Genomic DNA, 15,885 nt, shown 5'->3' with positions numbered 1-15,885 from the left:
CTTCGCTCATCGAACGATGATCCCCTCGGCCGCCATCGCCGCCTTCACCTGCCCGATCGTCAGCTCACGGAAGTGGAACACGCTGGCCGCCAGCACCGCATCGGCGCCCGCCTGCACCGCAGGCGCGAAGTGGTCGACCGCGCCGGCTCCCCCGCTGGCGATCACCGGCACAGTCACAGCGGCCCGCACTGCCCGCAGCATCGCCAGGTCGAACCCGGCCTTGGTGCCGTCGGCGTCCATCGAGTTCAGCAGAATCTCGCCGACCCCGAGTTCGGCTCCGCGCGTTGCCCATTCGACGGCGTCGATGCCGGTACCGCGACGACCACCGTGGGTCGTCACCTCCCAGCCCGACGGTGTCGGGTCAGAGTCTGCCGGCACGGTCCGCGCGTCGACGGACAGCACGATGCATTGCGAACCGAACTGCCGCGACAACTCCGACAGCAGTTCCGGCCGGGCGATCGCCGCGGTGTTGACCGAGACCTTGTCGGCGCCGGCCCGCAGCAGAGTATCGACGTCCTCGACCGAGCGGACGCCCCCGCCGACGGTCAGCGGGATGAACACCTGCTCGGCGGTGCGGCGCACCACCTCGAGCATTGTCGAGCGGCCCGACGACGACGCGGTGACGTCCAGGAACGTCAGCTCATCGGCGCCCTCTGCGTCGTACGCGGCGGCCAATTCGACGGGATCACCGGCGTCCCTGAGGTTCTCGAAGTTGACGCCCTTGACCACGCGGCCGCCATCGACGTCCAGGCATGGGATGACACGGGTTGCGAGACTCACAGGTAATCCTCCGGCACACCAACGGATTTCACGATCTCCAGCATCCTCTCGTGCACGCCGGGAGCGGCGGCCAGCGCCGACTTCGACTCCACCGTCCAGGGCTCACCGGCGAGGTCGGTGACGATGCCGCCCGCGGCCCGCACCAGCGCCACGCCCGCGGCGTGGTCCCAGATGTGGTAACCGAAACTGATTGCGCCGCCGAGGATGCCGGCGCCGACGTAGGCCAGGTCAAGGCCGGTGGCGCCATGCATCCGCACCCGTGAGCATTCCCGCGTCAGGCTCGACAGGACCGCGTTGCGCCACCGCCCCGGGAACCGGCCCTTCGAATCGATGTTGAAGGTCTGGATACCGATGATCGAGTCGGCCAGCGTGCTCGGCGCCAACGGCGGCAACACCGACTCCCCGTCGCGGACCGGACCATCCACGGTCGCAACGTACCGCTGGCCCATGAAGGGCAGCCAGGTCAGGCCGGCGACGGGAGTGCCCCGCCACAGCAGGCCGAGCAGGATCGCCGCCATGGGCGAACCGGCCGCGTAGTTGAACGTGCCGTCGATCGGGTCGAGTACCCACACCAGTTCGGAATCGATGGGCTCGCCACCGAATTCCTCACCGTGCACACCGATCCCGGTCGCCGACGTCAGTGCCGCGACGACCTGGCGCTCGATGGCAAGGTCGATCTCGGTGGCGAAGTCGTTGCCCTTCTTGCGCACCGCCGCATCCGCCTGATGGCCCGCGATGAACGGAGCGACGGCATCATCGAGCACGCCGGTCGCGACCGCGACCAGCTCTGCCAACCTCGCCGGTTCGATCACTTCACTGCGGCCAGCGCCTCGGGCAGCGTGAACCGCTCGGCGTACAAGGCTTTTCCGACGATGGCACCCTCGACGCCCTGCCCGGTCAGCGTGGCGATGGCCCGCAGGTCGTCCAGGCTCGACACCCCGCCCGACGCAATGATCGGCGCCTTGGTGCGGCCGGCCACAGTGCTCAGCAGGTCCAGGTTCGGGCCGGTCAGCGTGCCGTCCTTGGTGACGTCGGTGACGACGTAGCGCGAACAGCCTTCGCTATCAAGGCGTTCCAGCACCTCCCACAGGTCGCCGCCGTCGGTTTCCCAGCCACGGCCGCGCAGGCGCCAGCTGCCGTTCTCGAACTGCACGTCCAAGCCGACGGCCACGCGGTCGCCGTATTCGCCGATGGCGCGCTTGCACCACTCCGGGCTCTCCAGCGCGGCGGTGCCGATGTTCACGCGGGCGCAGCCGGTGTCCATGGCCGCCTTGAGCGAGGCGTCGTCGCGGATGCCGCCGGAAAGCTCCACGGCCACATCGAGTTTGCCGACCACCTCGGCCAGCAGCTCCCGGTTGCTGCCCCGGCCGAACGCGGCGTCCAGGTCCACGAGGTGCACCCACTCGGCGCCGTCGCGCTGCCAGGTCTGCGCCGCCTCGAGCGCCGAACCGTAGTCGGTCTCGCTGCCGGCCTTGCCCTGCACCAACCGCACCGCCTTGCCGTCGACCACGTCAACGGCCGGCAACAAAATCAAACTCATAGCCCCTCAACCCAATTCGCCAACAGCGTCGCACCTGCGTCGCCGCTCTTCTCCGGATGAAACTGTGTCGCCGACAATGCGCCGTCTTCGACGGCGGCGATGAACGGCACGTGATGCGTGGCCCAGGTGACCTTCGCGTCGGCATGGCCGCCCCACTGCTGGGCGGCGTACGAATGCACGAAATAGAACCGGGTGTCCGCGTCGAGCCCCGTGAACAGGGTGCTGTCGACAGCGGCGTCGACGGTGTTCCAGCCCATGTGCGGGATCACGGGGGCATCGAGCCGGGTGACCTCGCCGGGCCACTGCCCGCAGCCCTCGGTCTGCACGCCGAACTCCACGCCCTTCGAGAACAGGATCTGCATGCCGACGCAGACGCCCAGCACGGGGTGACCCGCGGCAAGACGGTCGGCGATGATCTGCTCCCCGCCGATCGACCGCAGGCCCGTCATGCAGGCCTCGTAGGCGCCGACCCCGGGCACCACCAGTCCGTCCGCGGCGGCGGCAGCCGCAGCGTCAGCGGTCACCTCGACGTCAGCACCAACGCGCTCGAGCGCGCGCTGCGCAGACCGAAGATTGCCCGAACCGTAGTCCAGAACAACAAGTTTCTTTGTCACAGAGTGCCTTTGGTCGACGGCACGCCGGCCACCCGCGGATCGGGCTCGACGGCCTGGCGCAGCGCACGGGCGACAGCCTTGTACTGCGCCTCGGTGATGTGGTGCGGATCGCGGCCGTACAGCGTCCGCACGTGCAGCGCGATCTTGGCGTTGAAGGCCAACGACTCGAAGACGTGCCGGTTGATCACGGTGTGGTACGGCACCGACGATCCGGCGATGGTGAAGGACACCATGGACTCGGGTTCGCCGGTGTGCACGAAGTACGGACGGCCCGAAACATCAACGGCCGCATGGGCGAGGGTCTCGTCCATCGGGATGAAGGCGTCACCGAACCGGCGGATGCCCTTCTTGTCGCCCAAGGCCTGGCCGAGCGCCTGGCCCAGGACGATCGCGGTGTCCTCGACGGTGTGGTGACCCTCGATCTCGACGTCACCCTTGGCGTGCACGGTCAGATCGAAGCTGGCGTGCGTCCCCAAGGAGGTCAGCATGTGGTCGAAGAACGGCACCCCGGTGGTGATGTCGACCTGGCCGGTGCCGTCGAGGTCGATCTCGACGACGATGCTGGATTCCTTGGTGGTGCGTTCCACGCGGGCGCGGCGGGTCATGAAACTCCTTGTGGGGCTAGTTCCGATGCGGCGAGCTTGGCGCTGACTTCGAGCAGGGCATCGTTCTCCGAGGCCAACCCGACAGTGGTGCGCAGGAAGCCGGGGATCCCGACGTCTCGGATCAGCACGCCGGCGTCGAGGTAGCGCTGCCAGGTCGCCGCGGCATCGGCGAATTCTCCGAATAGGATGAAGTTGGCGTCGCTGGGGATGACCCGGAAACCCAAGTCGGACAACGCCGCAGCTACCCGGTCCCGCTCCGCCGCCAAGGTGGCGACGCTGCTGAGTGTCTCATCGGCATGGCGCAGCGCCGCGCGCGCGGCCGCCTGCGTCAGCACCGACAGGTGGTAGGGCAGCCGCACCAACAACATCGCGTCGATCACCGCGGGATCGGCCACCAGGTAGCCCAACCGCCCGCCGGCGAACGCGAAGGCCTTGCTCATGGTGCGGCTGATAATCAGCTTGGCCGGGTACTCGGCCAGCAGCGCAACACCGCTGGGCTGCGACGAGAATTCGCCGTAGGCCTCGTCCAGGATCAGCACGCCCGGTGTGACGTCGAGCAACCGCCGCAGGTCGTCGAGCGGCACGCTCTGCCCGGTGGGGTTGTTGGGGCTGGTCACGAACACCACGTCGGGCCGTTGTGCGCTGATGGCGGCCACGGCGACGTCGACGTCGAGCCCGAAATCGGTGGCTCGTGTCGCCGACAGCCATTCGGTCTGGGTGCCGTCGGAGATGATCGGGTGCATCGAGTACGACGGCACGAAACCGATGGCGCTGCGGCCCGGCCCGCCGAAAGCCTGTAGCAACTGCTGCAGGATTTCGTTGGAACCGTTGGCCGCCCAAAGGTTTTCCGCCGTCAGCGCGACACCCGTCTGCGCCTGCATGTACGCGGCCAGGTCGGCGCGCAGCGCCATGGCATCGCGATCCGGGTACCGGTGCAACTCGGCCGCCGCCTCGGCGACCGATGCGGCCACGTCGTCGATCAGCGCCTGGGTGGGCGGGTGCGGGTTCTCATTGGTGTTTAGCCGCACGGGAACCACCAGTTGCGGTGCGCCGTACGGCGACTTGCCGCGCAGGTTCTCCCGCAGCGGCAGGTCGGCCAGGGAAATCTTGCCCATCAGCGTTCGAACCTCCGGCGGACGGCCTCACCGTGCGCCGGCAGGTTCTCTGCCTTGGCCAACGTGATCACGTGACCCGCAACGTCTTTCAGGGCCGCCTCGGTGTAGTCGACGACATGGATGCCACGCAGGAACGTCTGTACCGACAGCCCGCTGGAGTGCCGCGCGCAACCGGCGGTGGGCAGCACGTGGTTGGACCCGGCGCAGTAGTCACCGAGGCTCACCGGCGACCAGGCACCGACGAAAATGGCCCCCGCCGAACGGATTCGGCCGGCCACCTCCGCGGCGTCGACGGTCTGGATTTCCAGGTGCTCGGCGGCGTAGGCGTTGACCACCCGCACTCCGGTGTCGAGATCGTCGACCAGCACGATGGCCGACTGCTTGCCGTTCAGCGCGACCGTCACCCGCTCGCGGTGCAACGTGGTGGCGACCTGCGCGGCCACCTCGACATCGGTGGCGTCGGCCAGCTTCTCGCTGGTGGTGACCAGCACGCTGGCCGCCATCTCATCGTGCTCGGCCTGGCTGATCAGATCGGCGGCGATGTGCACGGCGTCGGCCGAGTGATCGGCCAGGATGGCGATCTCCGTCGGGCCGGCCTCGGCGTCGATGCCCACCTGGGAGCGGCAGATGCGCTTGGCGGCGGTGACGAAGATGTTGCCCGGCCCGGTGATCATGTCGACCGGCGCCAGCTCGTCACCGGTGATGTCCACGCCGCCGTAGGCCAGCAGCGCGATGCCCTGGGCACCGCCGACTGCCCACACCTCGTCGACCCCGAGCAGGGCCGCGGCGGCCAGGATGGTCGGGTGCGGCAAGCCGCCGTGGTCCTTCTGCGGCGGGCTGGCGATGACCAGCGAGTCGACGCCTGCGGTCTGGGCCGGCACGACGTTCATCACGACGCTCGAGGGGTAGACGGCGTTGCCGCCCGGCACGTACAGCCCGACGCGCTCGACCGGGACCCACCGTTCGGTGACGGTCGCGCCCGGGGCCAGGGTCGTGGTGGTATCGGTGCGCCGCTGGTCGGCGTGCACGGCGCGGGTCCGCTCGATCGCGACCTCCAGCGCCAACCGCACGTCCGCGGGCAACCGGGTCAGCGCGGCGTCCAGCTCCGCCTTGGGGACCTGCACCGCGGCCGGCCGCACCCCGTCGAAGGTCTCGCCGTATTCGAGGGCGGCCACCGCACCGCGCTCGACCACGGCGTCGACGATCGGGCGTACCTTGGGCAGCACCGAATCCACGTCGACACCGCCTCGGGGCAGCACCGCTCGCAACTGCGCCGCGGACAGCTGCTGACCTCGCAAATCGATACGCGCGAGCTTCACTGCAGTGTTCACCCCACTATTCTCCCAGAGCAAGCCAAATCGAATACGGAGGCGTCAATGTCAAGCCGTCAGGAACACCCCAACAACGCCGCCGGCGTGCCGATGATCTTCCCGGTGTGGTTCGAAAACCTCCAGATCAAGTACATCAACCCGGCGCTGCGCCCGTTGTCCAAGAAGCTGCCGGGGTTCTCGGTCATCAAGCACCGCGGCCGCAAGTCGGGCACGGAGTTCGAGACCATCGTCACCTCGTACCGCAAGGGTGATGTGCTGGCGATTGGGCTCGCCCACGGCAAGACGAACTGGGTCAAGAACGTGCTGGCCGCCGGCGAGGCCGACATCCACGTCTCGCGCAAGGACCTGCACCTGGTCAATCCGCGAATCCTGCCCGCAGGCACCGACGATCCGTCGCTGCCGCGGATCGCGCGGATCGTCGGGAAGCGCCAGGGCGTGTTCGTCGCCGACATCGCGCACTAACGAACGAGGGCCACGCTGAAATTCAGCGTGGCCCTCGTTGTCAGCCGCTACTTGCAGATGTCGTTGATCTGCTTGCTGTCGGCGCCCGCGTCGTCCAGGCGCACCTTCTGCTGCGGGTCATCGGTCTGGGAGCCGGCAGTCGCCGCCGCGCCGATGTCCAGCAGAGTGTTCGCGTACTTGCGCGCCGCCGTCGCGAGGTCGGCCGGGGCGGCCGGATCGATCCGGTTCAACAGGTACTGGCCACCGGTGATCAGGGCCAGGCGAGCATTGGCCGCGACGGCCAGCGCGCCCGTCGTGTCATCCGGCCCGCCGGGGACCGCCAGGTTGGTGTTGATCGCGATGCCCTTGCTGACGGTCTTCATGGCGTCGCAGAGCGCGATCTTGGCCGTGTCCTGCTCGGCCTCGGTGTACGTCTTGGCCTGATGCTTCACCGCGTACAGGGCGTAGCCGCCGATGGCACCGGCGATCAGGCCGATGACCACGGCCGCAATCGCGATGATCTGCGTGACGGACATCGAACCCGAATCCGACGTCGAGTCGGTGTCCTTGGCAGCTTTGCTCAGCGTGGTGGTCTTGTCTTCGGTCTTCTCGTCTTCCGCCATGACCGTGATAGTAACGGCCGAGCTAGGTATCGAGGCCGACGTCGAGCACCCGCACCGAATGTGTCAGCGCGCCAATGGCGAGGTAGTCAACGCCGGTCGAGGCGTAGGCCGCGGCCGAATCCAGGCTCAGCCCGCCCGACGACTCGAGCTTGGTGCCGGGTGCGCGGGCGTCGCGGCGCTGCACCGCGATCTGCGTCTGCCAGACCGGGAAGTTGTCCAGCAACACCAATTCGACGTTCTCGCCGAGGATTTCGTCGAGCTGCTCGAGTGAATCCACCTCCACCTCGCACGGCAGGTCCGGCGCCACGTTGCGCACCGCCTGTAGGGCTGCGAGCACCGATCCGGCGGCCGCGACGTGGTTGTCCTTGATCAACGCGGCATCGCCGAGCCCCAGCCGGTGATTGACACCGCCGCCGACCCGCACCGCGTACTTCTGCAGTAACCGCAAACCGGGCAAGGTCTTTCGGGTGTCGCGGATGGCCGTGTCGGTGCCGGCCACCTCCTGGACCCAGCGGGCCGTCTCCGAGGCGATCCCCGACAAGTGGCAGACGATGTTGAGCATGGTGCGTTCGGCGGTCAGCAGAGCCCGCGTCGGTGCCTCGACAGTCAGCACCGCGTCGCCGGGTTTGACCTCGGCACCATCCTCGGCGCGGTCCCGGATCTGATAGGCACCCGCGCCGATCACCTTGTCCAGCACCAGCACCGCGATGTCCAGGCCCGCGATGACGCCCGGCTGCCGCGACACCATCGATGCGACGGTCGTGGCATCGGCAGGCACCGTCGCCGCCGACGTGACGTCCGGCCCGTAGCGCAGATCCTCATCGAGCGCGCGATCGATGATCGCGTGCGCGTCTGCCAGTTCGGCTGCAGTCAATGCCATCAGTTACACACTCCTATCGGCAGGGCGGCCAGCGCGCGCCCGGCGGCGTCCAGCCGCACATCGATCGACACCCCGAACGCCGGATCGCGGTCCGGCCGGTCGCTTCTGTGGTGGCAGCCACGGGATTCGGCGCGGGCCGCCGCTGCCGCGGCCACCGCCGACGCCGTCACGGTCAGGGCCGCATCCTCGACGGCCGTGCGATCCGACATGGCCGTGCCACGGGCGCCGGCGAGCAACTCGCCCAGCTGCCCCAGTCCGGCCGCATCGCGCACCACCGACGCGTACCGCGTCATGCCGCGTTGCAGCGCATCCCGATCCAGCGCCGGCCGCTTGCCCAAATCCGGTTCCGGCACACGGTTTCCGCCGGCACTGCGAGCCCGCTCCGCTGCCGCTCGACCGGCCCGGCCACCGACCACCAGCCCTTCGAGCAGGCTGTTGGAGGCCAGCCGGTTACCGCCGTGCATACCGGTGCGGCCGACCTCACCAGCGGCGTACAGACCGGTCATCTCGGTGCGACCGTGCACGTCGGTGACCACGCCGCCGCAGCTGTAGTGCGCGCCCGGTACCACCGGAATCGGTTGGCGCGCAGGGTCGATACCGGCAGCCAGACAGGCGGCGGTCACCGTCGGGAACCGGGCGGCGACATCGGAGACACCGCGGGCATCGAGGTAGACGTAGTCGTCGCCGGTGGCAGCCAGGCGCGCATCGATGGCGGCGGCTACCACGTCGCGCGGCGCCAGATCACCCATCGGATGGACGCCGTCGGTCACCGAGTCGCCGTGGCGGTCACGCAGGATCGCGCCTTCGCCGCGCAGCGCTTCGGTGATCAGCGGGCAACGACCGCCGGCCGCGCCGGTGTACAGCATCGTGGGGTGGAACTGGACGAATTCGATGTCGCGGACCGGCAATCCGGCGCGCAGAGCCAGGGCGATGCCGTCGCCGGTGGATCCGTCGGGGTTGGTCGTCGCGGTGTACAGCTGGCCCAGTCCGCCGGTCGCCAGAATGACCGACGGCGCCGTCAGCACACCGGGTCCTTCGGGGCTCAGGACCAGCAGCCCGCTGACCGCTCCGTCGTGGTGCAGTACCTGCAGCGCAACATGATTGGGCTGGATATCCAGCGTCTGCGTCGCGGCGGCCAGAGCGCGCTGGACCTCAGCGCCGGTGGCATCGCCGCCGGCGTGGATGATGCGGCGGCGGCTGTGCCCGCCCTCGCGGGTCAGCGACCAGTCCCCCGGTCCGACCTCGTCGAAAGCCGCACCGGCGCCGACCAAGTCGCGCACCGCGGCATAGCCGTCGGCGACGATCGAGGTGACCGCCTCGATGTCACATAGACCGGCACCGGCCGCGACGGTGTCGGCGACGTGCGCCTGCACCGAGTCATCGGTGTCAGGGATGACGACTGCGATGCCGCCCTGGGCGTACGCGGTCGCCGTCTCGCCGGACTTGCCGACGACCACGACACGGCTGCCGGCCAGCTGAGCGGCACGTGCGGCCGCCAGGCCGGCCACACCCGTGCCGACGACGACCACGTCGGCCCGTTGGCGCCAGTAGCCCCGCCCGCCGCACGCGCCCAGCGGACGGGCCGCGTGGAGGCTCACCGCTACTCCCCGCCGCCGGGCTGCCCGATCCCGATCATGCGCTGCACGCTCAACCGAGCTGCGGCTGCGACATCCTCGTCGACGTTGACCTCGTCGGCACCGTCCCGCAGGCAGCGCAGCAGCGCGCCCGGCGTGATCATCTTCATGTACGGGCAAGAGGCCCGATCGTTGACGGCGAGAAACTCGGTTTCCGGTGCGGCACGGCGCAACTGGTGCAGCATGCCGATCTCGGTGGCGACCAGGACCTGCTTGGCCGTGGTCGCCCGGGCGGCGTCGAGCATGCCGCCGGTCGACAGGATCTTGACCCGGTCGTCCGGCACGGCGCCCTCGCCGGCCAGGTAAAGAGCCGAGGTGGCGCAACCGCATTCGGGGTGCACGAACAGTTCGGCATCGGGGTGCGAGCGGGCCTGGTCGGCGAGTTCGTCACCGTTGATGCCGGCGTGCACGTGGCATTCCCCGGCCCAGATGTGCAGGTTGTCGCGGCCGGTCATCCGGCGGACGTGCGCGCCGAGGAACTGGTCGGGGCAGAACAGCACGGTCTTGTCCGCCGGGATCGAGGCGACCACCTCGACGGCGTTGGACGACGTGCAGCAGATGTCGGTGAGGGCTTTGACCGCCGCGGTGGTGTTCACGTAGGACACCACGACCGCATCCGGGTAGTCGGCCTTCCAGGCCCGCAGGTCGTCGGCGGTGATCGAATCGGCCAGCGAGCAGCCTGCCCGCTGATCCGGGATCAGCACAGTCTTGGCCGGTGACAGGATCTTGGCGGTCTCGGCCATGAAGTGCACACCGCAGAACACGATGGTGCCCTCCGCGGCGTCCGCGGCGATGCGCGACAGCGCCAGCGAGTCGCCCACGTGGTCGGCGATGTCCTGAATCTCGGGCAGCTGGTAGTTGTGCGCGAGGATCGTGGCGTTGCGTTCTTTCGCCAGGCGGCGCACCTCGTCCGCCCACTGCGCGTCGGCGACCACGTCGCCGAAACCTTCGAACTCCGCCGGTCGGTCCAGAACCGTCATGGCCGTCTCCTTTGAACCTGGCCAGGTTTTCGACTTATGATCGAAAACATGCCACATACTAGCACTGCACACGAAAAGTTCACCTTGGTGTACCGCGCGCGACCCCAAAGGACCTGAAAGCCACCCAGCGCGAACTGGCCGCACCGCGACCAGTCGATCTGCGACACTGCCCGGTTTGACCAGCAAAGACGGCTACGGCCGTCCGGACCGAACCTCATCCAGCGTCGGCAATTTCCAGAGCACACGAACCAGCCGCCCCGTTGGCGCGCTCTGGGGAAGACGGCTCCGCTACCTACGCGGCGTCAGGACGATTCTGGATAGTTCTGCCAGGTCTGTTGCGTCTGGACGGCGATGGCGTCGTTCGCAGTTCCACTGCCGTCCCAAAGGCCCCGGCTGGCAACCAGCACGATGGGCCAGAAGTGGGCGGCGACATCACGCACCTGGCGGATCGGGATTCCCCTCGATACGGCGGCGTAGTGCAGCCAGTAATCGTCAGCCCGCGGACACACATGGGCGAACGCCTCGCCGCGATCCCGCAGCGCCCCAAGCAGTTCCGGAGGGTAGGCGACACCGGATACTCCTGTCGCGAATACCGTGTCGGATGCTTCGGTTGTGGTGCACATCGGCCAGGTGCCATACGGGCCATCGCTCCTGATGCGCGCACGAAAAGCGGTGACCTCGCCGGGCCGATGCGCCGCGAGCAGCTCCGCGAGCCAGGTGGGCGGGTAGTAGACGTCGTCATCCGCTGTGACAAGAGTGGCGTCGGGTTCGTCCGGCAGTATCTCGTTGACATACGGAAAGTACTTCTTGTGTGGTCCGTAGTCGCGGCAGTGACGAATTTCCAACCCGCGTGCCTGCAAGCGTTTCAATGTTGCCGGCGGATCGAGATACGCGTCGCGGTCATCCAGCCAGAGGATCAGGCGGCGAGGCTTCACAGCTCCGGCACCGATGGTCTCAATCGTTTGCCACACCGTGGAAATCCGCTTGCCATAACTCGTCAACGACACGTTGGCGGCACCGGTACCGACGACGAGCTCAAGGGACCTGTGGTTTCTCACGCTCAGTCGCGAACGCAGTGTGCCGAACTCCGCGAAGGTCAACATCCACCCGAGCGGGTCTGTTGGATCAACACCAATATTGCGCATGGCCCCCTGGCCCTTTCCCCCACGTACCGACCATGAAGTTTGCTGGAATCGCGCCTGGTCAGTCTAGCTACTGGGCGGCACCTGCGCCGGTTACAGCTATGGCCACCCACCGCCCCAGCGGGCGCTTTTGAACTCCGATGTTTTCGACTTAAAATCGAAAACGTGACGGATGTGGGTACTGCGCATGAAGTGCTCGCCGTCGTGTTTCAGGTGCGCCTCCTCGACGGAAAGAAACCGCAGCTCAGTGTGCTGTTGTGGGAGCGCGCCATGGAGCCGCAGCGTGGCGCATGGTCCCTCCCTGGCGGCCAGCTGCGGCACGACGAAGACATGATCAGTTCGGTCCGGCGCCAACTCGCCGAGAAGGTCGATCTGCGTCAGCTGACCCATCTCGAGCAGCTCGCGGTCTTCTCCGAGCCCAAACGCGTGCCCGGCCCACGCACCATCGCCTCGACCTTCCTGGGCCTGGTGCCCTCCCCCGCAACACCCGAACTCCCGAGCGACACGCGCTGGCACCCCGTGTCGGCACTGCCTCCCATGGCCTTCGACCACCGCCCGATGATCACGCACGCACACACCCGGCTGGTGGCCAAGATGTCCTATACCAACATCGGATTCGCCTTGGCGCCAAAGGAATTCACCCTGACCACGCTGCGGGACATCTACTCCGCCACGCTGGGCCACCCGGTGGACCCGACCAATCTGCAACGGGTACTGGGCCGGCGCGGCGTCATCACCCCGACCGGCACCACAGCCCGCTCCGGACGCAGCGGCGGCCGCCCAGCCGCGCTGTACCGGTTCACCGACTCGACATATCGCGTTACGGACGAGTTCGCCGCCTTACGCCCACCTAGTTAACCTACGGGTCGTGACGTAGGTCACTTTCCGGCCACATTTCGCGAGCCAGAATTGGTTTTTAAGGGTTCCTTAAGACATGATTTCCCGATGACCATGGGCAATGCAGCCAGGGCGTTCGACGCCGAGTGGATCGGCCAGCCGTACCACGAGGAACTCCAATCCGGCACCCGCCCACTGCGCCCCAGCGACGACGCGTTCTACGTCGCGCCCGTCGGCTTCGAGCACACCGCACCCGGCACCGTCCTGCGCTCGCGCGACGTCGAGCTCGGCTTCATGGGCGTGATACCCCAGGGCGTCACCGCCACGCAGCTGCTGTACCGCAGCACCGACCTCAATGGCACCCCGCAGGCCGCGGTCACCACCGTCCTGCTGCCCGTCGGGCACAACCCGAACGCCCGCTGCCCGATCGTCTCCTACCAGTGCGCCATCGACGCCGTCTCCGACGCCTGCTTCCCGTCGCACGCGCTGCGGCGCCGCGCCCGGGCCCTCGGCTCCGTGGCACAGCTCGAATACGTGCTCGTGGCCGCGGTCCTCGCGCAGGGCTGGGCGGTGTCCGTCCCCGACCACGAAGGCACCGACGGCATCTGGGGTGCCCCGCACGAACCCGGGTACCACATCCTCGACGGCCTGCGCGCGGCCATCAACACCGAATCCCTCGGCTTGTACGCCGACGCGCCGATCGGCCTGTGGGGATACTCGGGCGGCGGCCTCGCGAGCGCCTGGGCCGCGGAGGAATACGCCAACTACGCACCCGAGCTCAACGTCGTCGGCGCGGCCCTGGGGTCGCCGGTCGGTGATCTGGCCGAGGTCTTCCGCCAGCTGAACGGCACTTCCAAGGCCGGCCTGCCGGCCACGGTGATCGCGGCTCTCATGCATATCTACCCCGGCCTCAAGCGCGTCATCAACGAGCACGCCACCGAGGCCGGCAAGGCCATGCTGCGCAACATCGAGGGCATGACCACCGCCGAGGCGGTCTTCCGGCATGCCGGGCTCGACTTCGACAGCCTGTTGAAGTCGCCGCTGCAGGAAGTGCTCGACACGCCCGAGGTGCAGCACGTCTTCGAGGCCATCAAGCTCGGCAAGACCGCGCCGACGCCGCCGCTGCTGGTGATGCAGGCTGTGCACGACCAGATCATCAACGTCGGGAACATCGACGAGCTGACCGACACCTACGTCATGGGTGGCTCGCACGTGACCTACCACCGAGACATCCTCAGCGAGCACATCGTCCTGCACCCGCTGGCTGCGCCGATGACGCTGAGCTGGCTCGCCGACCGGTTCGACGGCAAACCGCTGGGCCCCACCGTGCGGACCTCGTGGCCGGCGCTGCTGAACCCGGCGACCTACCTCGGCCTGATCAAGCTGGGCGTCGTCAGCACGAAGGTTCTGCTGGGACTTCCGGTTGGGCGTCGGTAGCACCGGGAGCGGCGGCAACCGGTAGCCGGACGGGCGCCCATTCCACAGGCGGCCAGGCCCCCAGATCGTCGCGCTTGGTCGCCAGCGTGCAGAACAGATAGACCAGCGCGGCGATGCCGGCCGGGAAGAACAGCGTCGTCGCGATCACCCACGGCGAGTGCCCGAAGAACACCGGCGGCGCCTCGACCAGGTAGCCCACCCGATGCTCGGGAGACAGTGGCGCACCCGCAAGGTCCGGAGTCCCGTACCGCCAATGAGCGACGACCGCGCCGACACCGGCGAGCGCCCCTGCGGCAGCCACATTGCCGAGCGCCAGCGCACCGGCCAGGACCGGCCCACGATGCGCGCGCCACTGCCACACCAGCGTCGCCGCCACGACGGCGATCAACGTCAGCAGACCGACGGCCAGCGCACCACCCATGAACACCCGGTCCGACTCGTCTCCGAAGTACCCGTGGATGCGCTGACCCTTCTTGGTCAACGCGACGACGGCGTCGACCGGCGGCGCCAGAAACGCCCACAGCAGGCCGCCGAGCGCGCCGGCCAACGTCAGGCCGACGACGACCCGCAGCGCTGCCCTGCGATGCGAAAGCTTCGGCGGCTCAAGGGTTTCGGCGCCCTGCGCGAAATTCTGCTCTTCGCGCGGGCGCTCGTCGCCGCCGTCCGTCATCGCTGGGTCTCCAGGTCCTTCGAGTCCACCACCCCGTGCCGCGAGCACTTCGCCCACCAACCGTCGGGACGCACCTGCACCACCATGCGGCGGCCGCATTCGGCACAGAACCGGGGCGCCTCCAGGCCGAGCTGGGCCGTGGTCGGCATGACGGCGCCGTCGACGGCATCCGCCGCGACACCGGTGTAGACGTTGAACTTGCCGGCACTGACCGGTGCGGGCAATTCGCGAGTCATCACAGTGTGGCGTTGAGGGCCTTGATCGGCATCTGCAGATCGTCCAGCAGTTCCAGATCGGACTCGGCCGGGCGACCCAGCGTGGTCAGGTAGTTGCCGACGATGACGGCGTTGATGCCGCCCAGGATGCCCTGCTTGGCGCCCAGGTCGCCGAGGGTGATCTCGCGACCACCGGCGAAGCGCAGCATGGTGCGCGGCATGGCCAGACGGAACGCAGCGACGGCGCGCAGCGCGTCGGCGGCCGGCAGCACCTCCAGGTCACCGAACGGGGTACCCGGACGCGGGTTCAGGAAGTTCAGCGGCACCTCGTGCGGGTTCAGCTCGGCCAGGTTCGCGGCGAACTCGGCACGCTGCTCAAGGGTCTCGCCCATGCCGAGGATGCCGCCGCAGCAGACCTCCATGCCGGCCTCGCGAACCATCTCGAGGGTCTTCCAGCGCTCTTCCCAGGTGTGGGTGGTGACGACATTCGGGAAGTACGACTTCGAGGTCTCCAGGTTGTGGTTGTAGCGGTGCACACCCATGGCCTTGAGCCGGTCGACCTGCTCCTGATCGAGCATGCCGAGCGAGCACGCGATCTGGATGTCGACCTCATTGCGGATGGCCTCGATGCCGGCGGCGACCTGAGCCAACAGGCGCTCGTCGGGCCCGCGCACCGCGGCGACGATGCAGAACTCGGTCGCACCGGTCTTGGCGGTCTGCTTCGCGGCCTCGACCAGGCTCGGGACGTCCAGCCACGCGCTGCGCACCGGAGAGGCGAACAGGCCCGACTGCGAACAGAAGTGGCAGTCCTCAGGGCAGCCGCCGGTCTTGAGGCTGATGATGCCCTCGACCTCGACCTCGGGACCGCACCACTTCATGCGCACGTCGTGCGCCAGGGCCAGCAGGTCCTCCAGTCGATCGTCGGGCAGCTGCAGAACCTCGAGCACCTGCTCTTGGCTCAGGCCTTCGCCACGCTCGAGCACCTGCTCGCGGGCTACACCCAATACATCGGTCGCGGCCTGAGTCATCGGCGCTCCTTAC

The 15,885-nt window shown here is 68.2% G+C and carries 18 protein-coding genes; 3 read left to right on the top strand and 15 right to left on the bottom strand.

Annotated elements, in window-relative coordinates:
- Positions 1-6: 6 nt before the first annotated feature.
- From hisF to hisD, 7 genes are read right to left on the bottom strand one after another with little or no spacing between them, the layout of a single operon-like run.
- Entirely contained in the window at positions 7-807 is an 801-nt protein-coding gene (gene hisF / locus ACNO8X_RS13780; protein WP_418005892.1) for an imidazole glycerol phosphate synthase subunit HisF, read from the bottom strand.
- Positions 777-1,592: an inositol monophosphatase family protein gene (locus tag ACNO8X_RS13775; RefSeq protein ID WP_418001451.1), complete on the bottom strand. Its 816-nt coding sequence runs from the start codon at positions 1,590-1,592 to the stop codon at positions 777-779. Before ACNO8X_RS13775 ends, hisF begins: the two co-directional genes overlap by 31 nt.
- The gene (priA, locus tag ACNO8X_RS13770; RefSeq protein ID WP_029105632.1) at positions 1,589-2,320 is read right to left on the bottom strand and encodes a bifunctional 1-(5-phosphoribosyl)-5-((5-phosphoribosylamino)methylideneamino)imidazole-4-carboxamide isomerase/phosphoribosylanthranilate isomerase PriA; all 732 of its coding nucleotides are present in this window, start codon (positions 2,318-2,320) and stop codon (positions 1,589-1,591) included. Before priA ends, ACNO8X_RS13775 begins: the two co-directional genes overlap by 4 nt.
- Positions 2,317-2,934, bottom strand: coding sequence for an imidazole glycerol phosphate synthase subunit HisH (hisH, locus tag ACNO8X_RS13765; protein WP_418001450.1), 618 nt, complete (start codon positions 2,932-2,934; stop codon positions 2,317-2,319). The genes priA and hisH overlap by 4 nt, the downstream gene beginning before the upstream one ends.
- Positions 2,931-3,539, bottom strand: a complete 609-nt coding sequence (gene hisB, locus ACNO8X_RS13760; protein ID WP_418001449.1) for an imidazoleglycerol-phosphate dehydratase HisB — start codon at positions 3,537-3,539, stop codon at positions 2,931-2,933. Before hisB ends, hisH begins: the two co-directional genes overlap by 4 nt.
- Positions 3,536-4,654, bottom strand: coding sequence for a histidinol-phosphate transaminase (locus tag ACNO8X_RS13755; RefSeq protein ID WP_418001448.1), 1,119 nt, complete (start codon positions 4,652-4,654; stop codon positions 3,536-3,538). Before ACNO8X_RS13755 ends, hisB begins: the two co-directional genes overlap by 4 nt.
- A complete protein-coding gene (hisD, locus tag ACNO8X_RS13750; RefSeq protein ID WP_418005891.1) occupies positions 4,654-5,973 on the bottom strand; it encodes a histidinol dehydrogenase in 1,320 nt (439 codons plus the stop codon). Before hisD ends, ACNO8X_RS13755 begins: the two co-directional genes overlap by 1 nt.
- A gap of 57 nt (positions 5,974-6,030) precedes the next feature.
- On the opposite strand from hisD, the gene ACNO8X_RS13745 reads away from it, so the two are divergent.
- On the top strand, positions 6,031-6,447 hold the full coding sequence (locus ACNO8X_RS13745) for a nitroreductase family deazaflavin-dependent oxidoreductase (protein WP_418001447.1): 417 nt from the start codon (positions 6,031-6,033) through the stop codon (positions 6,445-6,447).
- 47 nt (positions 6,448-6,494) lie between these two features.
- Here ACNO8X_RS13745 and ACNO8X_RS13740 read toward each other — a convergent pair whose 3' ends face one another.
- The 5 genes from ACNO8X_RS13740 to ACNO8X_RS13720 form a co-directional block, all read right to left on the bottom strand.
- Positions 6,495-7,049, bottom strand: coding sequence for a hypothetical protein (locus ACNO8X_RS13740; RefSeq protein WP_418001446.1), 555 nt, complete (start codon positions 7,047-7,049; stop codon positions 6,495-6,497).
- A gap of 22 nt (positions 7,050-7,071) precedes the next feature.
- A complete protein-coding gene (gene nadC, locus ACNO8X_RS13735; RefSeq protein ID WP_133760360.1) occupies positions 7,072-7,929 on the bottom strand; it encodes a carboxylating nicotinate-nucleotide diphosphorylase in 858 nt (285 codons plus the stop codon).
- Entirely contained in the window at positions 7,929-9,527 is a 1,599-nt protein-coding gene (locus ACNO8X_RS13730) for an L-aspartate oxidase (RefSeq protein ID WP_418001445.1), read from the bottom strand. Before ACNO8X_RS13730 ends, nadC begins: the two co-directional genes overlap by 1 nt.
- A 2-nt stretch (positions 9,528-9,529) precedes the next feature.
- A complete protein-coding gene (gene nadA / locus ACNO8X_RS13725) occupies positions 9,530-10,543 on the bottom strand; it encodes a quinolinate synthase NadA (RefSeq protein ID WP_418001444.1) in 1,014 nt (337 codons plus the stop codon).
- 302 nt (positions 10,544-10,845) lie between these two features.
- Positions 10,846-11,688, bottom strand: a complete 843-nt coding sequence (locus ACNO8X_RS13720; RefSeq protein ID WP_418001443.1) for a hypothetical protein — start codon at positions 11,686-11,688, stop codon at positions 10,846-10,848.
- 162 nt (positions 11,689-11,850) lie between these two features.
- Here ACNO8X_RS13720 and ACNO8X_RS13715 point away from each other — a divergent pair, with 162 nt between their 5' ends.
- Both ACNO8X_RS13715 and ACNO8X_RS13710 read left to right on the top strand, forming a co-directional pair.
- Positions 11,851-12,543 (top strand): NUDIX hydrolase, encoded by a 693-nt coding sequence (locus ACNO8X_RS13715; RefSeq protein WP_418005731.1) that lies wholly within the window; start codon positions 11,851-11,853, stop codon positions 12,541-12,543.
- Between the two features lie 87 nt (positions 12,544-12,630).
- Positions 12,631-13,959, top strand: coding sequence for a lipase family protein (locus tag ACNO8X_RS13710; protein ID WP_418005730.1), 1,329 nt, complete (start codon positions 12,631-12,633; stop codon positions 13,957-13,959).
- On the opposite strand, the gene ACNO8X_RS13705 is transcribed toward ACNO8X_RS13710, so the two are convergent.
- Genes ACNO8X_RS13705 through bioB form a run of 3 tightly spaced genes read right to left on the bottom strand, consistent with a single transcriptional unit; the run spans position 13,916 to position 15,872 of the window.
- Positions 13,916-14,629 (bottom strand): DUF2567 domain-containing protein, encoded by a 714-nt coding sequence (locus ACNO8X_RS13705; protein WP_418005729.1) that lies wholly within the window; start codon positions 14,627-14,629, stop codon positions 13,916-13,918. The two genes, ACNO8X_RS13710 and ACNO8X_RS13705, sit on opposite strands and share 44 nt — an antisense overlap.
- Positions 14,626-14,865 carry a hypothetical protein gene (locus tag ACNO8X_RS13700; protein ID WP_043398517.1) on the bottom strand — a complete coding sequence of 80 codons (240 nt, stop codon included), beginning with the start codon at positions 14,863-14,865 and terminating at the stop codon, positions 14,626-14,628. The genes ACNO8X_RS13705 and ACNO8X_RS13700 overlap by 4 nt, the downstream gene beginning before the upstream one ends.
- Positions 14,865-15,872 (bottom strand): biotin synthase BioB, encoded by a 1,008-nt coding sequence (gene bioB / locus ACNO8X_RS13695; RefSeq protein WP_133760367.1) that lies wholly within the window; start codon positions 15,870-15,872, stop codon positions 14,865-14,867. Before bioB ends, ACNO8X_RS13700 begins: the two co-directional genes overlap by 1 nt.
- Positions 15,873-15,885 lie beyond the last annotated feature (13 nt).

It is taken from the genome of Mycobacterium sp. PDNC021 (genome assembly GCF_048282635.1).
GTDB lineage: Bacteria > Actinomycetota > Actinomycetes > Mycobacteriales > Mycobacteriaceae > Mycobacterium > Mycobacterium llatzerense.
Note: the sequence above shows the minus strand (reverse complement) of the source record. Positions and strands in the feature narration are given on the sequence as shown.